This is a genomic window from Brachybacterium kimchii (genome assembly GCF_023373525.1).
GTDB classification, from domain to species: Bacteria; Actinomycetota; Actinomycetes; order Actinomycetales; family Dermabacteraceae; genus Brachybacterium; species Brachybacterium kimchii.
Map to the genome: position 1 here is coordinate 291,611 of NZ_CP097218.1, position 25,169 is coordinate 316,779.

Consider the following 25,169-nt stretch of genomic DNA (forward strand, 5'->3'; position numbering starts at 1 on the left):
CGCCCGCTCAGCCGATGCGCAGGATCACCTTGCTGCTCGTGGGATCGGTCGCGGCGGTGGTGAAGGCGGCCTCGGCCTCGTCGAGCGCGAACTCGTGGCTGATCACGCGCTCCGCCGTCTCGCTGCCGGCCAGCAGGCGCACCGCGTCCTCGATCTCGGCGACGAACCGGAAGGTGCCGCGGTAGTCGATCTCCTCGGAGACGATCGGGCCCAGGGAGACCGTCACGGGCGTCACGGGCAGGTTGCCGACCTGCACGATCGTGGAGGCGCGGGGGATGCAGCGGATGATCCCGTCGAGGGAGGCGGGCGCCCCGGAGCACTCGAAGGCGACGCGGATGCGCTCGTCCATGCCCTCGGGGGCGTCGGTCGTGACGTCGGCCCCCACGGCGGCGGCCGCGGCACGGGCGGGCTCGGCGAGGTCGATCGCGGTCACGTGGGCGGCGCCCGCCGCCTTCACGGCGAGGATGACCAGGAGGCCGACGGGGCCGCAGCCGCTGACCAGCACGTGCGCGCCCTCGACGTCGCCGGCCCGGTGGACGGCGTGCATCGCGACGCCCAGCGGCTCCGCGAGCACGGCCCGGCGCGTGTCGAGGCCCTCGGGCAGCGGGATCACCTGCGCGGCGCGCACCTGCAGCACCTGCGCGAAGCCGCCGTCGGTGTGCGGGTCGCGCATGGCGGAGCCCAGGTAGGTGAGGTCGGGATGGAGGTTGTCGCGTCCGACGAGGCGCTCGGGCAGGGGCCCGGTGGTGCGCGCGGGATGCACGGTGACCGCCTGGCCCACTGTGAGCCCCTCGACGTCCTGACCGAGGGCGCGGATGCGGCCGGAGACCTCGTGGCCGAGCACGAGCGGGTGGTGCATCTGGGCGGTGCCGGTCGCGCCGTGGCGCCAGTAGCCGAGGTCCGAGCCGCAGATGCCGCCCCACTCGACGTCGATCTGGACGTCGTCGGGACCGAGCTCGGGGATCTCGCGGTCGACGACCCGGAGGTCCTGTGCCTTCTGGAGCTGGAGAGCGCGCATGATGTTCGCCTTTCGAGGAAGCGGTGGAGTGGCAGTGCAGTGCGAGGGGAGCAGGAGCGGGGCCGCGGGACGAGCGGGAGCGGCCCCGCGGGCTCAGCCCGGGTGCGGGTGCTCGGGCGCGGCCGGCGCATCGAGGGAGGCGACGGACTCCATGTGCTCTGCCATGGCGGCCTCGGCGCCGTGGGCGTCTCCCACGAGGATCGCCTCCACGATGCGGACGTGCTCGGCGTGCTCGGCGCCGACGAGGCCGCGGGTGTCGCGCGTCGCGCGCAGGTCCTGCATCGCGCGGAACAGGGGAGTGCGCACGGCGTCGAGCACGCTCTGCAGCGCGAGGTTCCCGCTGAGCCGGGTGATCTCGCCGTGCAGGCGCAGGTCCAGCTGCGGGTAGCGCTCGGAGTCCTCGAGCGCCTCGCCCATCTCCCGGAGCAGGTCGGCGAGGCCCTGACGGTCCGCGGACCGCTCGTCGGACGCGAGGGACACGGCGGCGAGGCGGGCCGCCCGCGCCTCGAGCGGGGCGCGCAGGTCCATGAGGGCGGTGAACCCGCCGCCCGGGGACTCGCGCAGGGCCCGCGCGAGGGAGAAGCGGATGAGGGAGTGGTCCTGTGCGCGCACGCTCGCGCTGCGCCCGTTCGTGATCTCGATGATGCCCAGTGCCGCGAGGGCGCTCAGCGCCTCGCGGACGACCGTGCGCGAGACTCCGAAGCGCTCGGCGAGCGCGCCGGTCGCGGGCAGGGTGTCGCCCTCCCCGAGCCCCTCGTCGTCGATGAGGTCGAGCAGCGCCTGGCGGGCGCGGGCGGCCAGGGACTCGCGGCTGAGGGCGGTCCCCTCCTCGCCGGTCCCGTCGTCCGAGAGGTAGGCCCAGGCGGGTGTCGAGGTCACAGGGAGTTCACCAGTCCGATCACGCCCACCATGATGATCGCGATCGCGGAGATCCACAGCATCACCGAGGTGGGGCGTCCGTCGCGGATCGCCGGCGCGGTCTGCGTGCGCGCGAGGTACAGGGTCGCGATCGCGGCGCCGATCAGGAAGATCGCGTTGAGGATGCCCGCGATGACCACGAGGGTCAGCGGCGAGGAGACGAGCGTGCCGAGAACGCCCCAGCCGATGGGCAGCACGATCATGATGACCCTCTGCCAGCGGTCGCGGACCATCTGGTCGGACCAGTCGTAGGCGCCGAAGATCGCGAGGGTGTGCCCGACCTGGCGGCCCAGGCTCGGGACGTTCGCGAGGATCGTCTTGAACAGGGCGAGGCCCGCGCCGGCGAGGAAGACGACCCCGCCCCAGGCGCCGACCGTCGAGTCGAAGATCGACGAGATCGTCACCATCACCTCGTTGCCCTCCGGGACCAGCCCCTGGGGGTGCAGGACGGCCGCGCCGAGCATGAAGAAGGCCGCGGTGGAGCAGGTGTAGATGACCCAGGAGACCCAGACGTCGACCTTCATCACGGAGATCCACCCGCGGGCGCGATCGATCCAGGCCTGCGAGCCGTCGTCGACGCCGGTCCAGGCCGCGTAGCCCTTCTCGACGACCCAGTAGGTGTAGGCGGTGGTCTCGCCGGCGCCGACGCCGGTCATGCCGAACATCGCGAGGGCGACGCCGGCGGATCCTGCGGCGATGCGCAGCTGCATGCCGTCGGCCACGTCGCCCAGGGTCCAGGCGTACTCGGTGCCGTTGAGCAGGAAGAGCATGATCACGGCGAAAGCGGTCACCACGAGCACGAGCACCGTGGAGACGTTCTCGACGACCGCGTAGCGGTTGAAGACGTGGATCCCGATGGCGACGGCCACGAGGATCGCGACCCACACGCCGATGGACAGCAGCGAATAGGGGTCGGAGCCGATCGGTATCAGGGAGCTGAAGGCGAAGGCGGAGGCGCTGATCACGCCGGCCTGGCCGATGAAGAACTGCAGGAACATCAGCAGCACGAGCCAGGAGATCCAGCCGCGCTTGAGGATGCGGGGAGGGACGTCGTCGTAGCCGTCGATCGCGACCCTGCCGGTGGAGATCGACCAGCGGGCCAGCTCGATCTGCACCCACACCTTGAGGAACGTCGAGACCATCACGAGCCACAGCAGCATGAAGCCGACCTGCGCGCCCAGCGTGGTCGCGGTGAGCAGCTCGCCGGAGCCGACGACGGCGGCCGAGGTGATCATGCCCGGTCCCAGGAACCGCAGCTTGCCGCGGAAGGTGCGCGGCGGATCGGTGATCTGCGAGCCGTCGACCCGGTACGGATCGACGCGCGCGGACAGGGTGGCGCGCTCTGGGGGTGACGACTGCACGGACGTCGACATTGACGGAACTCCTCGGGACGGACTGGGTGGGGATGGCCGGGCCCGGCGGCGCGCGCATCGGGGTCACCGGGGGAGATGCCCTCGGGGTGGATCCTGCGTGCGGCGCCGAACGACGAATCGAACCTATCACACAGGTAGACAGGTGGGGCCGGCGTGTGAGGGAGCAGTCCCGTCCTCGAGGTGCGCGTGGAAGAATCTGCGTCATGACGAACCTCCCGAACGATCAGCTCGCCCCGATGATCGACCACACCCTGCTCAAGCCCGAGGCCACGCGGGCCGACGTCGACGCCCTCGCCCGCGAGGCCGAGGAGCTCGGCACCTACTCGATCTGCGTCTCGCCCTCCATGCTCCCGGTCGAGACCACCGTGAAGGTCGCGACCGTGTGCGGCTTCCCCTCCGGCCAGCACCAGAGCGCGATCAAGGCCGCCGAGGCAGCCGACTCCGTCGCGCGCGGGGCGGACGAGGTCGACATGGTCATCAACGTGGGCCTCGCGGTCTCCGGCGACTTCGACGCCGTCGAGGCCGACATCCGCGCCGTGCGCGAGGCGGTCCCCGCCCCGACCGTGCTCAAGGTGATCATCGAGTCCGCCGTCCTCGGCGACGAGCAGATCGTGGGGGTGTGCGAGGCGGCCGAGCGCGCGGGCGCCGACTTCGTGAAGACCTCCACCGGCTTCCACCCCGCCGGGGGAGCCACCGAGCACGCGGTCTCCCTCATGCGCAGCACGGTCGGCGACCGGCTCGGCGTGAAGGCCTCGGGCGGCGTGCGCACGCGCGAGGCCGCCGAGGCGATGGTCGCTGCCGGCGCCTCCCGGCTCGGCCTCTCCGGCTCCCGCGGCGTCCTCGCGGGCGACGCGGCCGGCTCCGGGTACTGAGCACGGCGCCGGAAGGAGCACCGATGACGCGGACGGCGCTGATCACCGGGGCGAGCGCGGGACTCGGCGCGGAGTACGCGCGCGCTCTCGCGCGTCGCCACGTCCACCTGGTCCTCGTCGCGCGCCGGGCCGCTTCGCTCGAGGAGCTGGCGGCCGAGCTCGAAGGCCTCGGCGCCGACGGCATCGAGGTGCTTCCCGCGGACCTCGCGCAGGTCGCGGACGTGCAGGCCGTCGTCGCCCGGCTCGCGGACCCGTCGCGTCCCGTCGACGCCCTCGTCAACAGCGCCGGATTCGGCCTGCCCCTCGCCTTCGAGAGCAACGACATCGAGGACGAGGTGCGCCACCTGCGCCTGCACGACGAGGTGCCCATGCGGCTGATGCATGCGGTCCTCCCCGGCATGCTCGAGCGCGGTCGGGGATCGATCCTGAACATCGCCTCGGTCGCCGCCTTCACCCCGCGCTCGACGTACTCGGCCGCGAAGTCCTGGATCGTGAGCTTCTCGCGCTGGGCGAACGCCCGATACCGGCCGCGCGGCGTCACGGTCACGGCGGTCTGCCCCGGCTTCACCCACACGGAGTTCCACGCCCGGATGGGCCTGGCCCTGGGCAAGGAGGGGATCCCCGGGTGGATGTGGCTCCATGCGCCGCGGGTCGTCGAGGAGTCGCTGCGCGATGCCGCCCGCGGGAGGGCGGTCTCGGTGCCGAGCCGTCGCTACCGGGCGATCGTCGGCCTCACCCGCTTCCTCCCCGCGGGACTGCTCGCGAAGGCAGCCGCCCGCGGGCGCTGAGACCGCGCCGGTCGTGCCGGCGCGCTCATCGCGGCAGGGCGATGCGCACGGTGAACTCGTTGCCGTCCGGATCCGTCATCGTCGTCGAAGTCGCCCCGGGCGGGAGAGGATCGTCCCCGGACGCGATGCGCGCGCCGAGGCGCTCCAGCCGCGCGCACGCGGTGCTCAGCTCCGCGGCGTTCCCGACGCGGAGGGCGAGGCGGATCCGGTCCCTCCCCTGCCGCGGCATCAGAGGCGTGCCCGACCAGGTGATCTTGGCGCCGCCGCGCGGCGACTGGATCGCCGTCTCCTCGCCTTCGTCCCAGACGAGCGGCCAGTCCAGGGCCGCACTCCAGAACTCGCCCAGCGCGTGGGTGCCGTCGCAGTTGACGGCGCCGATCACCCCGGTGCCGCGGAGGAATCCGTTGCCCGGCTCGATGATGCACATCTCGTTGCCCTCGGGATCCGCGAGGACCTCGTGCGGGTCCTCGGAGCCCTGCCCGATGTCGGCCCGTCGGCCCCCTGCGCGGAGCACGCGCACGATCGTCGCCTCCATCTCCGGGGCGCTCGCGGTGGTGAGATCGAGGTGGATGCGGTTCTGCGAGGCCTTCGGGACGTTTGTGGGCACGAAGCGCAGGCGGAGGCCGTCACGGTCGGGCGGGAGGACGCACCAGTCGCGTCCCGTCCCGGGCGCCGCCTCGCGGTCGAGGAGCGCGGCCCAGAAGACAGCGAGCGTCTCGGGCGAGTGCGCGTCGACATCGATGCCGTCCAGTGCCAGTCCGGTCATGGCGCGAGGGTATGCCCGCGCTGAGCGGCGGACCAGCGATTTCCGAGCAGCCGGGAGGACCCGCGGGAGAGCGCGGTCAGGAGCCCGCACGAATGGACACGCGCGCGACCCGCGCGGCGCGCATACTCGCTCCATGAGCGCTGATCGCACCGACCCCACGTCCTCCGCCGATGGCTCGCGGACCCGCGTGCAGGGCATGTTCGTCTCCCTCGACGGGTACGCCGCAGGCTCCTACGTGACCTTCGAGGAGCCGTTCGGGGAGGCGATCGCGCTCACCCGAGGGTTCGACGGCCGCGCCATCCACGGCGTCGACAAGGTCGAGGACCTCAGCTTCGACGCCGCGATGACGAGCCTGTGGGGCCAGGGCATCGGCGTCGAGATCATGGGTCGGCGCAAGTTCGGACCGCAGACGGGGCCGTGGACCGATGACGGCTGGCGCGGCTGGTGGGGCGAGGAGCCGCCGTTCCGCACGCCCGTCATCGTGCTCACCCACCATGAGCGCGAGCCGCTCGCGTTCGAGAACGGCACCGTCTTCCACTTCCTGGACGCCTCGCCGCACGAGGCCCTGCAGAGGGCGCATGAGCTCGCCCCGGGCACGGACGTGCGGATCGGCGGCGGACCGAGCACCGTGCGGGAGTTCCTCGCGGCCGATCTCGTGGACACGATGCACCTCACGATCGTGCCGGTCACCATCGGATCGGGAACGCGCCTGCTCGAAGGGGGCCTGCCCTCCTCCGACGACTTCTTCATCGAGTCGGTCACGCTGCCCAGCGGTCGCGCCCATCAGATCTGGTACCGGCGGCGCCCGTGACGGACGGGGAACCTGACGAGCGATCACCGGGCCATGATGGGCTCATGTCCTCCGATTCCACGCCGACCTCCGGCATCGCGCTGGCACGCGAGTACTGGACCCGGGTGGTCCATCCGCTGCTCCTCACGCGCTGGCCGGACATCGCCCACGCTGCGGGGAGGGTCGGCCAGGGATCCGACGTGCTGGGCCTGGACGACGAGATCTCCCGTGACCACGACTGGGGGCTGCGCCTGAGCCTCTTCGTCGAGGAGGACATGGTCGTCCCGGTGCGGGACCTGCTCGCGGACCTGCTGCCCGAGTCGTTCGCCGGTCATCCCACCCGATTCGCCTTCACCGGCGGCGCGTGCACCGAGCATCACGTCGAGGTCCGCAGCGTGAGCGCCTTCGCCCGGGAGCGGCTCGGCTGCGACCCGCGGACGGGCCTGGACGCCGCGGAGTGGCTCTCGATCTCCGGCCAATCCGCCCTCGAGATCACCGCAGGCGCGGTCTTCACCGACACGACGGGCGAGATGACAGCCCTGCGCCGGAGCCTGCGCTGGTATCCCGAGGAGATCTGGCGGTACGTCGTCGCGTGCGACTGGTCCAGGATCGAGGAGGAACTGCCGCTCCTGGGACGAGCGGGCCAGCGAGGGGACGACCTCGGCTCTCGGGTGATCGCCGCGCGGATGGTCGACGTGTGCATGCATCTCGCCTTCCTGCTCGAGAAGCAGTGGGCGCCGTACTCCAAGTGGCGGGGCACCCTGCTGCGGCGACTGCACTGCGGTGACCAGGTCGCCGCACCGCTCGTCGAGGTGATGCGTGCTGCGAGCTGGCGCGAGCGACAGGCGGCGCTCGCCCGGTCGCTCGACGTGCTTCTGCGCCTCCAGCGGAGCGCCGGTCTGCCGTTCGCGGAGCCGGCTGCGGTCGCCTTCTGGGACCGTCCGTTCATGCAGCCGAATCCGCGCATCGTCGAGACGCTGCGCGAGGGCATCAGCTCGCCGGAGGTCCTGGCGCTGCATCCGGGGCGCGGCAGCATCGAGCAGCGCACCGACAACGTCGCGATCCTCACGGATGCGGCGGCGCGCAGGGCACTTGTGGGACTGCCGGGATGAGTGGGCGATCAGCATCTGCGGCGGTCGCCGTCGAGCAGCCTCGTGTTCGCGGCGCTCCACGCCTCGACCATGGACGTGCCCCCGTGTCCGTCCTGCTCGTCGAGCACGAGCGTCGATCCCGGCCAGCGGCGGTGCAGCTCCCAGGCCGTCACGGCGGGTCCTGAGACGTCCCGGCGACCATGGATCAGCACCGCGGGGATCCCCTCCAGCACGGCCATGTTCTCGAGCAGCGGCGGATCCAGGAATCCGTCGTGCGACCAGTAGTGGGTGGTCAGGCGCACGAAGGCGAGACGGAACGCGTCGTCCTCCCAGCGCGGGTCGCGGCGGACGGCAGGGGGAGAACCCGTGCGCTCCGGGGTGTCGATGCCGCCGGTGCCGATGGAGACGTGGGTGTCCTCCCACAGCGCCCACTCGCGCGAGGCCGCCTCGCGCACGGCCGCGTCCGCGGAGTTCACGAGGCGAGCGTAGGCCTCGACGACCCGGCCCTCGCCGCGCGCATATCCGATGCACGCGTCCTCGGCGAAGGAGGCGAAGCGGTCCCACGCCTCCGGGAAGATCGCCCCGACGCCCTCGGTGATCCAGTCGATCTCGCGGCGGCGGGTCGTCGTCACCGCGAACAGCACTACGCCGAGCACCCGCTCGGGACGGGCCTGCGCGTAGGCGAGGGCGAGAGTGGATCCCCAGGACACTCCGTTGACGATCCAGCTCTCCACCCCGCGCGCCGCGCGCAGGGCCTCGATGTCGTCGATGAGGTGCTGCGTCGTGTTCTCCCCGAGGGACACCGACGGATCCGAGGCGTGCGGCAGCGAACGTCCGCAGCCGCGCTGCTCGAGGCCGATCACCCGGGTGCGCTCGAGGTCGAACCGGTGGCGGTACCCGCTCCTGCCGAGCCCGCCGCCCGGACCGCCGTGGAGATACAGGGCGGGCACACCGTCCGGGGCGCCCCACTCCTCCCAGTAGATGCTCTGACCGTCGGCGACGGGGAGCAGACCGCTCTGGCTCACGACGCCCCGGTCAGCGCCGTCCGCATCTCCTGGGTGATCTGCTCCAGGTGCGCGGCGGCGGACGTCCGCACGACGCCGAGCGCTGCCGCGTCGGCCTCCGGGTCCACCGCCTCGTGCACCTCGATGTAGCACTTGAGCTTGGGCTCGGTGCCGGAGGGGCGCACGATCACGCGGGAGTCGTCGGCCGTGGCGAGCAGCACGCCGTCGGTCGGGGGCAGGCCAGTCGTCGCCACGGAGCCCTCGGCGAGGTCCTGCACCTCGGTGACGACGCTGCCCGCGAGCGAGCGGGGCGGCTGCTCGCGCAGACGCGCCATCATCACGTCGCGCTCGGAGAGCTCGGTGACGCGGATCGAGAGCTGCGAGGTCGCGAAGAGTCCCGTGGACCGCGCGAGGTCGTCGAGGTCCTCCACGAGGCTGCGCCCGCGCGAGCGCGCGTCGGCAGCCGCCTCCGCGACCAGCAGCGCCGTCGACAGGCCGTCCTTGTCGCGCACCACGTCCGGCAGCACGCAGTAGCCGATCGCCTCCTCGTAGCCGAAGACGATGCCCGAGGCGCGGGAGATCCACTTGAAGCCGGTCAGCGTGGTCGCCGACCCGCGGCCCTCGGCCTCGGCGACCTGCGAGAGCCAGCGGGAGGAGACCACCGAGTTCGCGAATACGCCGCGGGTGCCGTGCACGCGCATGAGGCGCGCCCCCAGCAGCACGCCCAGCTCATCGCCCGTGAGCATGCGCCATCCGCCCAGGTGCGGGTCCACGACAGCGGCGGCGCAGCGGTCGGCATCGGGATCGTTCGCGATCACCACGTCGGCCTCGACGGTCCGCGCGAGCTCGAGGGCGAGGTCGATCGCGCCCTTCTCCTCGGGATTCGGGAAGGCGACGGTCGGGAAGTCCGGGTCCGGATCGGCCTGCTTGGCGACCGAGTGCACGTCCGTGAACCCGTTCCGGTGCAGGGCGGCGATCGCCGTCGCCCCGCCCACGCCGTGCATGGCGGTGTGCACGATGCGCGCCTCGCGAGGGGAGTCCGGCTGCAGGATCGTGGAGATGGCCTCGAGATAGGCCTCGGGGACGGCGGGGTCCATGACCGCCCAGCCGGACTCTGCCCGCGGGATCGCCCGGACGGGGCCGACGGCCGCGATGCGCGCGGCGATCTGCGCGTCCGACGGCGGGACGATCTGCACGCCCCGCCCGTCGGCGTCGCTCGCGCGACCGCCCAGGTACACCTTGTAGCCGTTGTCGGCCGGGGGATTGTGGGAGGCGGTGACGACGACCCCCGCGTCGGCGTCCAGGTGCCGGGTCGCGAAGGCCACGAGCGGGGTCGGGCAGTGCCCGTCGGAGAGGATCACCCGGCAGCCGGCGGCCGTCATGATCGCCGCGGACTCCCGCGCGAAGGCCTCGGAGTGGTGGCGGGCGTCGTGCCCGATCACCACGAGCGGCGCCGCGTCGGTGCCGCCTCCGCCGAGCTCGCCGAGCAGGTGCTCGGCCAGGCCGCGGGCGGCGCGGGAGACCACGGAGAGGTTCATGCGCTGCGGGCCGGGGCCCATGCGGCCGCGCAGCCCTGCGGTGCCGAAGGCGAGGGTGCCGTCGAAGGCGTCGGCCAGCTCCTCGGCCGCGGCCTCCGCCTCCGGGCCCTCGCCGTCCGCCTGGTCGAGCAGGCCCCGCAGCGCGGCCCGCGTCGTCGGATCGGGATCGTCGTCCATCCACTCCTGCGCGCGAGAGCGCAGCTGCGCGTCGATCATCACGCGGCCTCGGCGATCCTGCGGACCACGCGTGCGAGCAGGTCCGCGATGCGCGGGCCGGCCTCGCGGCCCGCCTCGACGACCTCCTCGTGGCTGAGCGGGGTCGGGCTGATGCCCGCCGCCAGGTTCGTCACCAGGGAGATGCCCAGGATGTCCATGCCCGCCTCGCGCGCGGCGATCGCCTCGAGCGCCGTGGACATGCCCACCAGCGTCGCGCCCATCGTGCGCGCCATGCGGACCTCGGCGGGGGTCTCGTAGCTGGGGCCGCGGAACTGCATGTAGACGCCCTCGGCGAGGGAGGGGTCGACCTCGTGGGCCACGTCCCGCAGGCGCGGGGTGTACAGGTCGGTGACGTCCACGAAGGTCGCGCCGCGCAGCGGGCTCGCGCCCGTGAAGTTGATCTGGTCGGAGATCAGCACCGGGGTGCCGGGCGCCCAGGACTCGTCGATACCGCCGCACCCATTGGTCAGCACCATGGTGCCGGCGCCGGTCGCCGCGGCGGTGCGCACGCCGTGGACCACGGCCTCGACCCCCGCGCCCTCGTAGTAGTGGGTGCGGGCGCCGATCACCAGCGCGTGGGCGTCGGTGCCCTCGATCGCGACCGAGCGCAGCGTCCCCACGTGCCCCGCGAGGGCGGGAGCGCGGAAGCCGGGGACCTGGGTCGCCGGTGCCTCCCAGACGGTCTCTCCCAGCAGGTCGGCCGCGCCGCCCCAGCCGGAGCCCAGCACCAGGGCGATGTCGTGACGGGGAACGCCGCTGAGTTCGGCGATGCGGGCGGCCGCCTCGCGGGCCGCGGCCTGGGGATCGACGTCGAGTTCGCTCATGCGGCCCAGCCTACGGCGGCTCGTGGGCCACAATGAGCAGATGGCCGATCCGAGCACAGCACTGCCCCCGGACCCCGACCGCACCGGCGCCGACGGCGGCTCGGCGCCGCGGGTCGTGATCATCGGCGGGGGCCCCGGCGGGTACGAGGCGGCCCTGACGGCCGCGCGCACCGGCGCCCGGGTGACCCTCGTCGAGGAGCGCGGCATCGGCGGCGCGGCGGTGCTCACCGACGTGGTCCCCTCCAAGAGCCTGGTCGCCACGGCCGACGTCCTCGACCTCGTCGGCGCCTCGGCCCGGCTCGGCATCCGCGACGCCGAGGACGCCGGGGAGCCCGTCGCCGGGTCGCTCACGGTGGACCTCGCCCGGGTGAACGAGCGCCTGCGCGGCCTCGCCCGCGCCCAGTCGGAGGACATCGCGGCCTCGCTCGCAGCCGCCGGCGTCGTGGTGCGCCCGGGCCGCGGACGCCTCGAGGACGCCGAGCACGTGGCGGTGCTTGCAGAGGGCGGCGAGGCCGTGGAGATGCTGCCCGCCGACGTGGTCCTGCTGGCCGTCGGCGCGCGTCCCCGCGAGCTGCCCGAGGGGCGTCCCGACGGCGAGCGGATCCTCTCGTGGACCCAGCTCTACGACCTGGACGAGCTGCCCTCGCACCTGATCGTCGTCGGCTCCGGGGTCACGGGAGCCGAGTTCGCGAGCGCCTACCGGGCCCTCGGCAGCGAGGTCACCCTGGTCTCCTCGCGCGACCAGGTGCTCCCGGGAGGCGACGAGGACGCCGCGGCCGTGCTCGAGGAGGCCTTCACCCGCCGCGGCGTCACGCTGTGCTCCCGCTCCCGCGCCGCCTCCGCGCGGCGCGAGCGGGTCGCCGACGGCGACGGCGGGGACGGCAGCGCGGAAGGGGTCGTCGTCACCCTCGAGGACGGCCGCGAGATCCGCGGCAGCCATGTGCTGATGGCCCTCGGCGCGGTCCCCGCGACCGCCGGGCTGGGGCTCGAGGAGGCGGGCGTGCGCCTGCGGCCCAGCGGTCACATCGACACCGACCGGGTCTCCCGCACCTCCGTGCGCGGGGTCTACGCGGCGGGGGACTGCACGGGCGTCCATCCGCTCGCCTCCGTCGCCGCCATGCAGGGGCGCATCGCCATGCACCACGCGCTCGGCGAGGCGGTGGGACCGCTCATCCACCAGCAGGTGTCCTCGGCCGTGTTCACGAGCCCCGAGATCGCGATGGTCGGGCTCGGCGCCCGCGAGCTCGTCGACGGCGCCGACGGCGAGGTGCACGTGCTCCCGCTCGCCACGAACCCGCGCGCGAAGATGCAGGGGCTCACGGACGGTTTCGTGAAGCTCGTCGTGCGTCCCGGATCGGGGACCGTGATGGGCGGGGTGGTCGTGGCCCCGCGGGCGAGCGAGCTCATCCACCCCATCACCCTCGCCGTCGCGCAGCGGATGACGGCCGAGGAGCTCGCCTCGGCCTTCACCGTCTACCCCTCGCTCACGGGCTCGATCGCCGAGGCGGCGAGACGGCCCGCGGGGGAGTAGGCCGCTCCACGGGCGCGAGGGGCGAGGGCTCTCAGTCCTCGATGCTGCAGAGCACGGCGCCCGCGGAGACGGTGGCGCCGACCTCCGCGTCCAGCCCCGAGATCTTCCCGGAGCGGTGCGCGGTGATGGGCTGCTCCATCTTCATCGCCTCGAGGACGAGCACGAGGTCGCCGTCGGCGACGCTCTGCCCGTTCTCGACCATGATCTTCACGATCGTGCCCTGCATCGGCGCGGTGACGGCGGCGCCGCCCGCGGAGCCGGCCTCCGCCTGGCGCTTGCCGACGCGGCGGCGCTGGCGCACGGGCTGCTGCGGGGCCCGCAGGGAGGCCGGCAGGCTGACCTCGACGCGGCGGCCGTCGACCTCGACGACCACGGACTCGCGGCCCTCGGGCTCCTCGGGCTGCGCGGGCAGCGCGGCCTGCGGGATGTCGTTGTGGAACTCGGTCTCGATCCAGCGGGTGTGGACGGAGAACGGGGTCTTCGGGTCCGACGGCGCGAACGCCGGGTCGCTCACGACCTTGCGATGGAAGGGGAGCACCGTGGGCATGCCCTCGATGCGGAACTCGTCGAGGGCGCGGCGGGAGCGCTCGAGCGCCTCCTGGCGGGTCGCGCCGGTGATGATGAGCTTGCCGAGCATCGAGTCGAAGGCGCCCGAGACCTCGTCGCCCTCGCGCACGCCGGAGTCCACGCGCACGCCGGGGCCCGAGGGCGGGGAGAAGAGCTTCACCACGCCGGGCGAGGGCAGGAAGCCGCGGCCCGCGTCCTCGCCGTTCAGCCGGAACTCGAAGGAGTGGCCGCGCGCGATCGGATCGGTCGAGGAGATCTTCTCGCCGGAGGCGATGCGGAACTGCTCGCGCACCAGGTCCACACCGGCGACCTCCTCGGAGACCGGGTGCTCGACCTGGAGGCGCGTGTTGACCTCGAGGAAGGAGATGGTGCCGTCCGTTCCCACGAGGAACTCGCAGGTGCCGGCGCCCACGTAGCCCGCCTCGGCGAGGATCGACTTCGAGGCGGCCACGAGCTCGGCGTTCTGCTCGCGGCTGAGGAACGGCGCGGGCGCCTCCTCGACGAGCTTCTGATGGCGGCGCTGCAGGGAGCAGTCGCGGGTCGAGACGACCTGGATGTTGCCGTGGGAATCGGCGAGGCACTGCGTCTCCACGTGCCGCGGCGCGTCGAGGTACTTCTCGACGAAGCACTCGCCGCGGCCGAAGGCGGCGGTCGCCTCGCGCACCGCGGAGTCGAACAGCTCGCGGACCTCGGACTCCTCGCGGGCGACCTTGAGACCGCGGCCGCCGCCGCCGAAGGCGGCCTTGATCGCGATCGGCAGGCCGTGCTCACGGGCGAACGCGACGACCTCGTCGCTGCCCTCGACAGGGTCCTTGGTGCCCGCGACGAGCGGCGCGCCGGCCTTCTCGGCGATGTGGCGCGCGGAGACCTTGTCCCCGAGCGACTCGATGGCCGACGGGGGCGGGCCGATCCACACCAGGCCCGCGTCGATCACGGCCTGCGCGAACTCGGCGTTCTCCGAGAGGAAGCCGTAGCCGGGGTGGACGGCCTCGGCGCCCGAGCGCTCGGCGATGTCCAGCAGCTTGTCCACGACCAGGTACGAGTTCGCGGCGGTCTCGCCGCCCAGCGCATAGGCCTCGTCGGCCACCGTGGTGTGCAGGGCGTTGCGATCGGGGTCCGCGTAGACGGCGATCGAGCGCAGCCCCGCGTCCTTGCAGGCCCTGGCCACACGCACCGCGATCTCCCCGCGATTGGCGATGAGCACCGATCCGAACGGGCGGTGCTGGGAGTTGCGAGATGCCATGGGGCGGGTCCTTCCGGGGGAGATGATCGGGACGAGTCTAGTTCAGCGGGAGCGCGCGTCGAATCCATCCGCGCGTCGCGCCGCGCACCTCACTGCGCGCGGCCTCAGCCCTCGCGCCAGAGCTCGTGGACGCCGATGCCGATCTGCGCGAGCAGATCGCGCAGCAGCGGGAGGCTCAGGCCGACGACGGCATGCGGATCCCCCGTCACGGAGGTGATGAAGGGACCGCCGAGCCCGTCGATCGTGAAGCCGCCCGCGACGCCGAGCGGCTCGCCGGTCGCGACGTAGGCCTCGATCTCCTCGTCGGAGAGGTCGGCGAAGGCGACCTCGGCGCTCGCCGTCGCCCCGATCGTCGCGCCCGTGCCCTCGTCCTCGGCGTCCCGGTCGTCCACGAGCCAGTGCCCGCTGTGCAGCACCGCGGTGCGACCGCGCAGCCGCCGCCAGCGCTCGGTCGCCCGTTCGGGCGTGTGGGGCTTGCCGATGACCTCCCCGTCGACCTCGAGCATCGAGTCGCAGCCGAGGACGACGTAACCGCCCTCGGACGACTCGACGACCGCGTGGGCCTTCTCGCGGGCGAGCAGCAGCACCGCCTCGGCGGGCTCGAGATCGCCTGCGGCCTCGAGCAGCGCGTCCTCGTCGAGATCGGCCGCCATCCGGTCGAACTCGAGGCCCGCCCGCTCGAGGGTCGCGCGGCGCCCCTCTGAGCCCGAGGCGAGCAGGAGCAGGGGCAGGGACTCGTCGATCGTGCTCATGCCAGGGCCTCCTTGAGGACGGACAGGGGAAGGCTGCCGAGCTCGAGGGCGCGGCGGTGGAACTCGCGCGGGTCTCCGCCCGCGGGGACGTGCTGCGCGCGCAGCTGCTCCCAGGTGCGGCGGCCGACGGCATAGGACGGGGCCTGGCCGGGCCAGCCCGCGTAGCGGTTCAGCTCGAAGCGGCGCTCGGCCTCGCTCGCGCCCCAGTTCGGGGCCATGAAGTCCCAGGCGGCGTCGAAGGTCCAGGACCCGCCGTCGGCCCCGGGGAGGCCCTCGGGCACGGGCAGCTGGAGGTGCAGGCCGATGTCGAGGACGACCCGGCCCGCGCGCATGCGCTGGGAGTCGAGCATGCCCAGGCGGTCGCCGTCGTCCTCGAGGTGGCCGAGGGAATCCATGAGCTTCTCGGCGTACAGGGCCCAGCCCTCGCCGTGCCCGGAGACCCAGCACATCAGCGCGCGCCAGCGGTTGAGCGTCGCGGCCTGGAGGGTCTGGGTGCCGACCTGCAGGTGATGGCCCGGAACGCCCTCGTGGTAGACGGTCGTGGTCTCCGTCCAGGTCCGGAACTCCGTGTTCTCCGGCGGCACGTCCCACCACATCCGGCCGGGCCGCGTGAAGTCCTCGCTGGGGCCCGTGTAGTAGATGCCGCCGGAGCCCGTGCGGGCGATCATGCACTCCAGGCGCTGCAGCTGCTCGGGGATGTCGAAGTGGGTGCCGGTGAGCTCGCGCAGCGCGGTGTCGGACTTCTCCTGCATCCAGGCGCGCAGGGCATCGGTGCCGTGGAGGATCCGCGCGGGGTCCGCGTCGAGCGAGGCGCGGGCGGCCTCGATCGAGGATCCGCCGTCGTTACCGTAGTGGGCGTTCAGGCGGCTCGCCACCTGCTCCTGCTCGGCGATGATCTCGTGCAGCTGATCGATGCCCCAGGCGTAGGTCTCCTCGAGGTCGACCTCCTCACCGAGGAACAGGCGCGAGGCCAGCTGGTAGTGCTCGCGCCCCACGGCGTCGGCCTCGGGGGCCCGCTCGCGCAGGGACTCGAGCACATCGGCGATCCGCAGATACCCGCGGGACGCCTCTGCGGCCGCCTCCTGGACGCGCTCGCGCTGGGCGTCGTCGCCCTTCGCCTCGCACGCGAAGGCGGGGAAGAAGTCCTCGGCGTAGCCGCGGGCCTGGGCGGCGCCCAGCTCCAGCTGGCGACGGGCGGAGACCGTCCCCTCGGCGGCGGCCTCGCGGAGCGACTCGGCCCAGCCGTCGAGCGACTGCGGGATCTTCGCGAGGCGCTCGGCGATGACCTCCCAGTCCTCCGCGGAGTCCGTCGCCATCTGGTCGAACACGTCACGCATCTGCAGGTTCGAGGCGAGGTTGTTGACGCTCGCGACGTCGAGACCGCGGTCCGCGAACTCGATCTCGAGGCCCAGGCGCTCGCGCATGGCGGCGCGCGTGACCGCGTCCACCGCGTCCTCGTCGGGGGTCCGATCGATGCGATCGAGGGTCCGACGGGCCTGGTCGGTGCGGGCGGCGTTCGCCGCGGGGGAGTAGTCGGTCACCTCGCCCTCGTGCCCGGGGACGCCCAGGGAGGTCGCGAGGAACGGGTCGGACTCGATGGAGCGGGCGACGTGCTCGTCGGCGACGGCGTCGAGGGCCGTGCGCGCACGTGGGGAAGAGGTCTGCGAGGGGGCGTCGGAGGTCATGACGCCAGACTAGGCGAGGAGCCGCCGTGATCTCAGCGGTCGGAGAACATCCAGGCCGACTCGGAGGGCAGGCCGCGCAGGGCGTGGGAGCGCGGGAAGCTGTGGGAGGCGTCGGACCAGGCTCCCGCCGCCCCTCGATGCTCGTCGGCCAGCGCGCGCTCGCCGGCCTCGATGCGGCTCGCGACGCTCATCGCGGAGACGGCGACCGCGATCGCGGCGAGCTCGTCGTCGGCCAGGCGTCCGGCGACCAGCCGCACGTCCCCGCCGGCGACGGCGACGGCCTGGCCGCCGCGCAGATCCGGCTCGCCCGGCGCGCTGCCCCCGTTCACAGGGGGATGTTCCCGTGCTTCTTGGTGGGCAGCGACTGGCGCTTCGTGCGCAGCATGCGCAGTGCGCGGGCGATCTGCACGCGCGTGGCGGAGGGCTCGATGACGCTGTCGATCCAGCCGCGCTCGGCGGCGGCGTACGGCGTCGCGAACTCCTCCTCGTACTCCGTCTGCAGCTTCGCGCGCTCGGCCTCGACGTCGCCGCCCTCCTCCGCGACCTTCTTGAGGTTCTGGCGGTGCAGGATGTTCACGGCGCCCTGGGCGCCCATCACGGCGATCTGCGCGGTGGGCCAGGCGAGGTTCACGTCGGCCCCGAGGTCCTTCGAGCCCATGACGATGTAGGCGCCGCCGTAGGCCTTGCGGGTGATCACGGTGACCAGCGGGACGGTCGCCTCCGCGTACGCGTAGAGCAGCTTCGCGCCGCGGCGGATGATGCCGCTGAACTCCTGGTCGGTGCCGGGCAGGAAGCCGGGGGTGTCCACGAAGGTCAGCACGGGGACGTTGTTCGCGTCGCACAGGCGCACGAAGCGCGCCGCCTTCTCGGAGGCGTCGATGTCCAGGGTGCCCGCGAAGTGCGAGGGCTGGTTGGCGATGATGCCGACGCTGCCGCCCTCGATGCGGCCGAAGCCCACCACGATGTTCTGCGCGAAGCTGGGCTGGACCTCGAGGAACTCGCCCTCGTCCAGCACGGTCTGCAGCACCCGCAGCATGTCGTAGGGCTGGTTGGGGGAGTCGGGGATCAGGTCGTCCAGCCCCCGGTCCTCCGCCGTGGTCTGCTCGTCGAACGGGGTGGGGAACGACGGGGCCGGGCTGAGCGTGTTCGAGGGCAGGTAGCTGAGGACGTCCTTGACGTACTCGAGCGCGTCGTCCTCGTCGGGCGCCATGTAATGGGCCACGCCCGAGCGCGTCGAATGGGTGCGCGCGCCGCCGAGCTCCTCGAAGCCGACGTCCTCGCCGGTGACGGTGCGGATCACGTCGGGCCCGGTGATGAACATGTGCGAGGTCTTCTCGACCATCACGATGATGTCCGTGAGCGCGGGGGAGTAGACGGCACCGCCCGCGGCGGGGCCCATCACCAGCGAGATCTGGGGGATCACGCCCGAGGCGCGGGTGTTGCGGCGCATGATGCCCGCGAACATCGCGAGCGAGGCGACGCCCTCCTGGATGCGCGCGCCGCCGCCGTCGAGGATGCCGATGATCGGCACGCCCGTGGACAGCGCGAGGTCCTGCACCTTCTGGATCTTGCGGCCGTGGGCCTCGCCGAGCGAGCCGCCGAAGACCGTGAAGTCCTGGGAGTACACGCACACCTGGCGGCCGTCGATCGTGCCGTATCCGGTGACGATGCCGTCGCCGTCGGGGCGGCGCTTCTCGAGCCCGAAGGCGTGCGACTGATGCGTCACGAAACGGTCGGTCTCGACGAACGAGCCGTCGTCCAGGAGGTCGGTGATGCGCTCGCGGGCGGTCTTCTTGCCGCGTGCGTGCTGCTTCTCGACCGCGACCTCGTCAGCTGCGTGGACGACTCGGTCCTCGCGTTTCTGCAGGTCGGCGAGTCGTTCGGCCGTGTTCAGAGGCCGGGGGGCGTCGGTCACGGAACCTCCTGTGCGGACCGTCGGGGAAACACGGGGATACTACGCTACCCAGGCGCTGCGCCTCTGCACCCGGGGCGCCGCGGGCAGGTCGCGGGCCCCTGGAGGGCGCACGCGATCCAGGACGAGCGGGAGGACGGGAACGGGCATGGCCAGCAGCGAGTCGACGACGCGGGGAGGGCGCGCACCCGCTCTGCATGTCCTCGCCCACACCTCGTCCACCCAGGACGCCGCCCGTGATCTGCTCCGCTCCGGGGTCGAGCCCCCGTTCGCGGTCCTCACGCGGGACCAGCGCAGCGGGCGCGGGCGCCTCGGACGTCCGTGGAGCACGCCGCCGGGCGGAGGACTCGCTCTCACGCTCGTCCGCGCGAGCGGGATCGGGCCCGGGATGCGCTCCTGGTACCCGCTGGTGACGGGCCTCGGCGCGCTCGAGGCCCTGCGCGGTGCGACCGGCGCGGGCGGGGGCATCGGACTCAAGTGGCCCAACGACCTGCTCACCGCCGATGCGCGCAAGCTCGGCGGCATTCTTCTCGAGGGCGACGGGCCCGGTCACGTGCTGGTGGGCATCGGGGTCAACCTCGCCGGCCCCGTCGAGCTCGCCGACGCCTCGGCACTGCCCCCGGCCTGGCTCTGGGGCGAGGACGGCATCGCCTCTGCGGACCCGGGACCCGTCGCGTCCGCGCGGGACGCCGCGGCGCGCGCCCTCGCCGCGGCGATCGCCGAGGGCGTCGAGCGCGAGCTCGCCCTCCTGGACGCCCACGAGGGGGACGCGATGGCGAGCGGCCAGCGGGAACGCTATGGTATGGCGTGCCTCACACTGGGGCGCGAGGTGCGTTTCGACGACCTCTCCGCGACGTCCGTCCCCGGCTCGCGCGCGCCCGCCGCGCACATGCCGGACGGCGGCGCCACGGCCCGGGCCCTGCGCCTGGACGCCGACGGCCGGCTCGTGCTGGGCCTGCCCGAGGGTGCGGAGCGGGTCGTCTCGGTCGGCGACGTGCGGCATCTGCGCACCCTCGACGGCGACCCGCCGCCGGCGCCGCCCGGTGCGACCGCCGCGACCTCCGCCCCTGCTTCCCCCGACGACATCCAGGAGACCCATCCGTGACCGACGAGAACCCGGACCTCGCCTCGGACCTCGAGCCCGACGCCCGCGACGCCGACCTCGACGTGGAGCCCGAGGACGCCGCGCCCGGTGAGCGCGTCCCGCACGACGCCCTCGCCGCGCTCGACGACCTCGAGGGCTCCGAGAACCTGCGCGAGGCCGAGATCTCCCCGGAGGAGATGGCCGCGCTCAACCGCCGCTTCCAGTCGGTGCGCCGCAGCGTGGGCGCCCTCGAGCGCGTGCTCCTGCAGGGCCCGCGCGAGCACTCGCGCCGGGACCTCGCCGAGCAGCAGGGCATCCCCGAGCGCCTGATCTCCACCTACTGGCGCTCCCTCGGCTTCGGCCCCGTCGACGAGGACACCGTGGTCTTCACCGACGAGGATGCCTTCGCGATCGGCGACCTCGTCGCCATGGTCGACGACGGCGCGATCTCCGAGCGGGCCTTCACCTCGATCTCCCGCGGGCTGGGGTACCACATGGGCCGCCTGGCCATGTGGATCACCGAGGCCCTCGTCGAGGAGGCCAAGACCCGCGACGGGAAGGACGACGGCGAGGCGCGCGAGCAGATGCTCGAGACCGTCCCCCAGCTCATCGAGACCCTCGAGACCCAGGTGCTGTTCACCTTCCGCCGCCAGCTCGCCGCCTATTCCGCGCGGGCCGGCTCCGAGGTGCTGCAGGCCAGTGAGAACGGCACCCACGACGAGGTGTTCCCCCTGAACCGCGCGGTCGGCTTCGCCGACCTCGTGCAGTTCACGCGCCTCTCGCGCTCGCTCGGCGGGGCGGAGCTGGCGGACGTCGTCACCCAGTTCGAGGTCACCTGCCGCGACATCATCTCCGTGGGAGGCGGCCGCGTGGTCAAGACCGTGGGCGACGAGATCATGTTCCTGGCCGACGCGCCCGAGGACGGCGCCCAGATCGCGGTGTCGATCGCCGAGGCGATCCGCGACGACCCCGATCTGCCCTCGGCCCGCGTGGGCATGTGCTGGGGGTCGATGTTCTCCCGCTACGGCGATGTCTTCGGGCCGACGGTCAACCTCTCGGCGCGCCTGGAGAGCGTCGCCGACCCGGGCGGGGTGCTCATCGACCTCGCCACGGCCGAGGCCGTCGAGCGCGCGCTGCCCGGCGGGTTCCGGGCCTCCGAGATCCGCCCCACCGAACTGCACGGGATCGGCACGGTCGAGGCCGTCGCGCTCACCCGCGGCACCTCCGAGCCGCTGGACATGGGCCTGTGATGCGGGGGCCCGGGAGGGGGTCCGCGCTCGCGCCTCGGAGCAGGCGCACAGGTCGGGACGTAGGATGCCTCCTGTGACACGACTGCTGCTCGTCGAAGACGATTCCGCGATCGCCGAACCGCTGTCCCGCGCGCTCGACCGCGAGGGCTACACGGTCTCGCGCGCCTCGCGCGGTATGGATGCCCTCGGCATCGCCGCCGCCGGGGACCCGATCGACCTGGTCATCCTGGATCTGGGACTCCCGGACCTCGATGGCCTCGAGGTCGCTCGGCGCCTGCGCAAGGGCGGTCTGGAATCCCCGATCCTCATCCTCACCGCCCGCGCCGACGAGGTCGACGCCGTCGTCGGCCTCGACGCCGGCGCGGACGACTACGTCACCAAGCCCTTCCGGCTGGGCGAGCTGCAGGCGCGCATCCGCGCCCTGCTGCGACGCGCCCAGACCGTCGAGGAGTCCACGAGCGCCTTCGACGTCAACGGTGTGTCCCTGGACGTCTCCGCGCGCCGCGCCTACGTCGACGGCGAGGAGCTCAGCCTCTCCGCCAAGGAGTACGACCTGCTCACGGTGCTCGTGCGCGAGGCCGGCAGCGTGGTCACCCGCGACGACCTCATGCGCGAGGTCTGGGGCGCCGAGTGGTGGGGCTCGACCAAGACCCTCGACATGCACATCTCCTGGCTCCGCCGCAAGCTGGGCGATGACGCGACCAATCCCCGCAGGATCACCACCGTCCGCGGCGTCGGCTTCCGTTTCGAGACCGGAGACGGGAGCTGACGCGTGCGCACGCGAGTGCTGCAGGCGACGGTCATCACGGTCATCCTCACGGTCCTGCTGCTGGGCATCCCGCTGGCGTACTCGTGGCTTCAGCTGACCGACCAGAACCTCACCGCGCGCGCCACCTCCATCGCCAACGAGGTCCGCACCAACGCCGAGAAGCGCATCAGCGACGACCGGCCCATCGACAAGGCGATGCTCCAGCAGATCGCCGATTCCCAGCCCGATCTGGCCGTGCACATCACGGTGACCTATGAGGGCCGCACGATCGAGGCGGGCCCGGACCCGGGCAACAGCACGAAGGTGATCTCGACGCCCGGCACCTCGGGCGTGAACGTCACCGTCACCATCACCAAGGCCGACGTGCGCGCCCACACCGCGAGCGCCGCCGTGCTCATCATCGTCGCGGGGCTGGCCGCGATCTCCATCGGCGTCTCCGTCGCCCTCTGGCAGGCCCAGCGGATCTCCGCGCCGCTCGCCCGCCTCACCCGGCGCGCCGAGGAGATGGGCTCGGGCCGCGCCCGCGGCCCCTGGCGCCCGAGCGGCATCACCGAGATCGACACCGTCGCCGAGGAGCTCGCGAACTCCGGAGCCCAGCTCACCGAGCGCCTCGAGGCCGAGAGCAGACTCGCCTCCGACGCCTCCCACCAGCTGCGCACACCGCTCACCGCGCTCTCCATGCGCCTGGACGAGATCCTCGCCACCAGCTCCGAGGAGTGGGTGCGCGACGAGGCACGGATCTCCCTCGAGCAGATCGACCGCCTCACCGAGGTCGTCCACGACCTCATCAACGCCCCCCGCTCCTCCCAGCGCCGCACCCCCGGCGTGGTCGAGCTGCGCACCGTGCTCACCCAGCAGAGCGAGGAGTGGTCCCCGGCGTACCGGGCCGCGGGCCGCGAGCTGCGCATCCAGGTGCCGCGCGCCGCAGCCGTCTGGGGATCCACGGGACCGCTCACGCAGGTCGTCGCGACCCTCGTGGAGAACTCCCTCACCCACGGCGGTGGGCGCACCCTGGTCAAGGTGCGCCGCAACGAGAAGTCCACGGTCGTCGAGATCTCCGACGAGGGGCCCGGCATCGACCCGGCGCTCGGCAAGCGCGTCTTCGAGCGCTCGGTCTCGGGGCGCACCTCCGGCACGGGCGTCGGCCTCGCCCTCGCCCGCACTCTCGTGGAGGACGACGGCGGGCGCCTCGAGCTGCTCAGCGAGCAGCCCGCGACCTTCGGCGTCTTCCTCATCTCCGCTCCCGACGAGGACACGGCGGGCGAGGAGGACACGGTGCTCGGCGGCGAGTCGACCGACGAGCTGGGCTCCCTCCCGCAGGGTGCGGTGCTGCCGCGCCGCCGGCGGGGGAGCGGCGGGCACGGCCACCGCGCTCGCGCGTCGGCCCGGACGTCGGCGCCCGAGGACCGCACCCGCTCCTAGGATGGGGGCGTGCTCCCCGACATCCCTGAGAACGACCCCGTCCCCACCAGCGGCCCCGCGGCGCCGCGCATCGGCGTCATCGGCGGCGGGCAGCTCGCGCGGATGATGCTGGGTCCCGCGATCGAGCTGGGACTGCCGCTCACCGTGCTCGCCACCGACCCCGCGGAATCCGCCGCGCAGGGCGCGGCCCACGTGCGGATCGGCCGTCACGACGACGAGGAGGCCGTGCGCGCGCTCGCCGCCGAGGTCGACGTCCTCACCTTCGACCACGAGCACGTGCCGCCCCGCATCCTCGAGGGCATCGAGCGGGACGGCCTCGCCGCCGTGCGGCCGGGACCGGCCGCCCTCGTCCATGCCCAGGACAAGGTGCTCATGCGCGAGCGCCTCGGCGCGCTCGGGCACCCCTGCCCGCGCTGGTGGCGCGCCGCCTCCGCGGCCGACGTCGACGCCGCGCTCGCCGAGCTCGGCACCGCCGGCCGCGCCGTGGTGAAGACCCCGCGCGGCGGCTACGACGGCCACGGCGTGCGCGTCGTCTCCGCCGGCAGCGACGTCGCCGACTGGTTCGAGGACCACGAGGAGCTGCTCGTCGAGGAGCTCGTGCCCTTCACCCGCGAGCTCTCCGCGCAGGTCGCCCGCCGACCGGGCGGCGAGATGCTCGCCTTCCCGGTGGTGCGCTCGACGCAGAAGGACGGCGTGTGCTTCGAGGTGCTCGCCCCCGCCCCGGACCTCGGTCCCGCGGACCAGGAGCGCATCCAGCAGCTCGCCCTGCGGATCGCCGAGGACCTGGGCGTCACCGGCATGCTGGCCGTCGAGCTGTTCGAGACCGCGGGCGGCGAGGTGCTCGTCAACGAGCTCGCCATGCGGCCGCACAACACGGGTCACTGGTCCATGGACGGCGCCGTCACCGGCCAGTTCGAGCAGCACCTGCGGGCCGTCGCCGACCTCCCGCTGGGTGCGAGCGCGCCCCGCGCCCCGCACGCGGTGATGGTGAATCTGCTGGGCGGGACGCGCGAGGACCTCGCCGCGGGCGCCCGCGAGGCGATGGAGCGGGACCCCGGGCTCAAGGTCCACCTGTACGGAAAGTCCGTGCGGCCCGGCCGCAAGGTCGGCCACGTGACCCTCGCCGGGAGCGATCCCGCGGACCTGCTCGCGCGCGCCCACCGCGCCGAGCGACTGATCATCGACGCCGTGCACGAGGAGCAGAACGCATGACCACGCCCCAGGACGCCCCGCGCGTCGCGATCGTGATGGGCTCGGACTCCGACTGGCCGACGCTCGGCCCCGCCCGCGACGCCCTCGCCGAGTTCGGTCTGGACGTGCACGTGGACGTGGTCTCCGCGCACCGCATGCCCGAGGACATGGTCGACTTCGGCCGCACCGCGGCGGACCGCGGCCTGCGCGTGATCATCGCGGGCGCCGGCGGAGCCGCCCACCTGCCCGGCATGCTCGCCGCCCTCACCCCGCTGCCCGTGATCGGCGTGCCCGTGCCGCTCGCGCACCTGGACGGCATGGACTCCCTGCTCTCGATCGTGCAGATGCCCGCCGGGGTGCCCGTCGCGACCGTCTCCATAGGCGGCGCCCGCAATGCCGGGCTGCTCGCCGCCCGCATCCTCGGGGCGGCCGACGACGCCGAGGGCGAGCGCCTGCGCGAGCGCATGCGCGAGTTCCAGGGCGAGCTGCGCGACCTTGCGCACGCCAAGGGCGAGTCGCTGCGCTCGTCCCTGTCCTGACGGGCGCCCTCCGATATCTTCGGGGG

Annotated in this window: 23 protein-coding genes; 11 read left to right on the top strand and 12 right to left on the bottom strand. The window is 73.2% G+C overall.

Features of this window, described 5'->3' with window-relative positions:
- Positions 1-7: 7 nt before the first annotated feature.
- From M4486_RS01340 to M4486_RS01350, 3 genes are all read right to left on the bottom strand, one after another.
- Positions 8-1,018: an L-idonate 5-dehydrogenase gene (locus M4486_RS01340; protein ID WP_249479195.1), complete on the bottom strand. Its 1,011-nt coding sequence runs from the start codon at positions 1,016-1,018 to the stop codon at positions 8-10.
- Between the two features lie 93 nt (positions 1,019-1,111).
- Complete coding sequence (locus tag M4486_RS01345; protein ID WP_249479196.1) at positions 1,112-1,897, bottom strand: FadR/GntR family transcriptional regulator; 786 nt, start codon at positions 1,895-1,897, stop codon at positions 1,112-1,114.
- The gene (locus M4486_RS01350) at positions 1,894-3,309 is read right to left on the bottom strand and encodes an Nramp family divalent metal transporter (protein WP_249479197.1); all 1,416 of its coding nucleotides are present in this window, start codon (positions 3,307-3,309) and stop codon (positions 1,894-1,896) included. The genes M4486_RS01345 and M4486_RS01350 overlap by 4 nt, the downstream gene beginning before the upstream one ends.
- A 203-nt stretch (positions 3,310-3,512) precedes the next feature.
- Between M4486_RS01350 and deoC the strand changes: the two genes are divergently transcribed.
- Together deoC and M4486_RS01360 are read left to right on the top strand one after the other, a co-directional pair.
- A complete protein-coding gene (gene deoC, locus M4486_RS01355) occupies positions 3,513-4,181 on the top strand; it encodes a deoxyribose-phosphate aldolase (protein WP_249479198.1) in 669 nt (222 codons plus the stop codon).
- A gap of 23 nt (positions 4,182-4,204) precedes the next feature.
- Positions 4,205-4,969, top strand: a complete 765-nt coding sequence (locus tag M4486_RS01360; RefSeq protein ID WP_249479199.1) for an SDR family NAD(P)-dependent oxidoreductase — start codon at positions 4,205-4,207, stop codon at positions 4,967-4,969.
- A gap of 25 nt (positions 4,970-4,994) precedes the next feature.
- Here M4486_RS01360 and M4486_RS01365 read toward each other — a convergent pair whose 3' ends face one another.
- Complete coding sequence (locus M4486_RS01365; RefSeq protein WP_249479200.1) at positions 4,995-5,735, bottom strand: VOC family protein; 741 nt, start codon at positions 5,733-5,735, stop codon at positions 4,995-4,997.
- Positions 5,736-5,868: 133 nt separating this feature from the next.
- Between M4486_RS01365 and M4486_RS01370 the strand changes: the two genes are divergently transcribed.
- Positions 5,869-6,546 (top strand): dihydrofolate reductase family protein, encoded by a 678-nt coding sequence (locus tag M4486_RS01370; protein ID WP_249479201.1) that lies wholly within the window; start codon positions 5,869-5,871, stop codon positions 6,544-6,546.
- Between the two features lie 44 nt (positions 6,547-6,590).
- The gene (locus tag M4486_RS01375) at positions 6,591-7,637 is read left to right on the top strand and encodes a DUF4037 domain-containing protein (RefSeq protein WP_249479202.1); all 1,047 of its coding nucleotides are present in this window, start codon (positions 6,591-6,593) and stop codon (positions 7,635-7,637) included.
- Between the two features lie 8 nt (positions 7,638-7,645).
- Here the strand turns inward: M4486_RS01375 and M4486_RS01380 are convergent, their stop codons facing one another.
- The 3 genes from M4486_RS01380 to M4486_RS01390 are packed head-to-tail and all read right to left on the bottom strand — an operon-like array spanning position 7,646 to position 11,198.
- The gene (locus M4486_RS01380) at positions 7,646-8,641 is read right to left on the bottom strand and encodes an alpha/beta fold hydrolase (protein ID WP_249479203.1); all 996 of its coding nucleotides are present in this window, start codon (positions 8,639-8,641) and stop codon (positions 7,646-7,648) included.
- Positions 8,638-10,374 carry a phospho-sugar mutase gene (locus M4486_RS01385; RefSeq protein ID WP_249481046.1) on the bottom strand — a complete coding sequence of 579 codons (1,737 nt, stop codon included), beginning with the start codon at positions 10,372-10,374 and terminating at the stop codon, positions 8,638-8,640. The genes M4486_RS01380 and M4486_RS01385 overlap by 4 nt, the downstream gene beginning before the upstream one ends.
- The gene (locus M4486_RS01390; protein ID WP_249479204.1) at positions 10,374-11,198 is read right to left on the bottom strand and encodes a purine-nucleoside phosphorylase; all 825 of its coding nucleotides are present in this window, start codon (positions 11,196-11,198) and stop codon (positions 10,374-10,376) included. Before M4486_RS01390 ends, M4486_RS01385 begins: the two co-directional genes overlap by 1 nt.
- A gap of 40 nt (positions 11,199-11,238) precedes the next feature.
- Here M4486_RS01390 and M4486_RS01395 point away from each other — a divergent pair, with 40 nt between their 5' ends.
- Complete coding sequence (locus tag M4486_RS01395) at positions 11,239-12,729, top strand: NAD(P)H-quinone dehydrogenase (RefSeq protein WP_249479205.1); 1,491 nt, start codon at positions 11,239-11,241, stop codon at positions 12,727-12,729.
- 31 nt (positions 12,730-12,760) lie between these two features.
- Here M4486_RS01395 and M4486_RS01400 read toward each other — a convergent pair whose 3' ends face one another.
- From M4486_RS01400 to M4486_RS01420, 5 genes are all read right to left on the bottom strand, one after another.
- Complete coding sequence (locus tag M4486_RS01400; protein ID WP_249479206.1) at positions 12,761-14,539, bottom strand: acetyl/propionyl/methylcrotonyl-CoA carboxylase subunit alpha; 1,779 nt, start codon at positions 14,537-14,539, stop codon at positions 12,761-12,763.
- A 104-nt stretch (positions 14,540-14,643) separates the two neighbouring features.
- Complete coding sequence (locus M4486_RS01405) at positions 14,644-15,291, bottom strand: Maf family protein (RefSeq protein ID WP_249479207.1); 648 nt, start codon at positions 15,289-15,291, stop codon at positions 14,644-14,646.
- Entirely contained in the window at positions 15,288-16,976 is a 1,689-nt protein-coding gene (locus M4486_RS01410; RefSeq protein ID WP_249479208.1) for a DUF885 domain-containing protein, read from the bottom strand. The genes M4486_RS01405 and M4486_RS01410 overlap by 4 nt, the downstream gene beginning before the upstream one ends.
- Before the next feature lie 32 nt (positions 16,977-17,008).
- Positions 17,009-17,305, bottom strand: coding sequence for a hypothetical protein (locus tag M4486_RS01415; RefSeq protein ID WP_249479209.1), 297 nt, complete (start codon positions 17,303-17,305; stop codon positions 17,009-17,011).
- Positions 17,302-18,891 carry an acyl-CoA carboxylase subunit beta gene (locus M4486_RS01420; protein ID WP_249479210.1) on the bottom strand — a complete coding sequence of 530 codons (1,590 nt, stop codon included), beginning with the start codon at positions 18,889-18,891 and terminating at the stop codon, positions 17,302-17,304. Before M4486_RS01420 ends, M4486_RS01415 begins: the two co-directional genes overlap by 4 nt.
- A gap of 145 nt (positions 18,892-19,036) precedes the next feature.
- Here M4486_RS01420 and M4486_RS01425 point away from each other — a divergent pair, with 145 nt between their 5' ends.
- The 6 genes from M4486_RS01425 to purE all read left to right on the top strand — a co-directional run bounded on the left by M4486_RS01425 (position 19,037) and on the right by purE (position 25,143).
- Entirely contained in the window at positions 19,037-19,993 is a 957-nt protein-coding gene (locus M4486_RS01425) for a biotin--[acetyl-CoA-carboxylase] ligase (protein WP_249479211.1), read from the top strand.
- Entirely contained in the window at positions 19,990-21,222 is a 1,233-nt protein-coding gene (locus M4486_RS01430; protein ID WP_249479212.1) for an adenylate/guanylate cyclase domain-containing protein, read from the top strand. Before M4486_RS01425 ends, M4486_RS01430 begins: the two co-directional genes overlap by 4 nt.
- Positions 21,223-21,286: 64 nt before the next feature.
- Positions 21,287-21,991, top strand: coding sequence for a response regulator transcription factor (locus M4486_RS01435; protein ID WP_214651225.1), 705 nt, complete (start codon positions 21,287-21,289; stop codon positions 21,989-21,991).
- 3 nt (positions 21,992-21,994) lie between these two features.
- A complete protein-coding gene (locus M4486_RS01440; protein WP_249479213.1) occupies positions 21,995-23,413 on the top strand; it encodes an ATP-binding protein in 1,419 nt (472 codons plus the stop codon).
- Positions 23,414-23,422: 9 nt separating this feature from the next.
- Positions 23,423-24,625: a 5-(carboxyamino)imidazole ribonucleotide synthase gene (locus M4486_RS01445; RefSeq protein WP_429798315.1), complete on the top strand. Its 1,203-nt coding sequence runs from the start codon at positions 23,423-23,425 to the stop codon at positions 24,623-24,625.
- On the top strand, positions 24,622-25,143 hold the full coding sequence (gene purE, locus M4486_RS01450) for a 5-(carboxyamino)imidazole ribonucleotide mutase (RefSeq protein ID WP_200503055.1): 522 nt from the start codon (positions 24,622-24,624) through the stop codon (positions 25,141-25,143). The genes M4486_RS01445 and purE overlap by 4 nt, the downstream gene beginning before the upstream one ends.
- Positions 25,144-25,169: the final 26 nt, after the last annotated feature.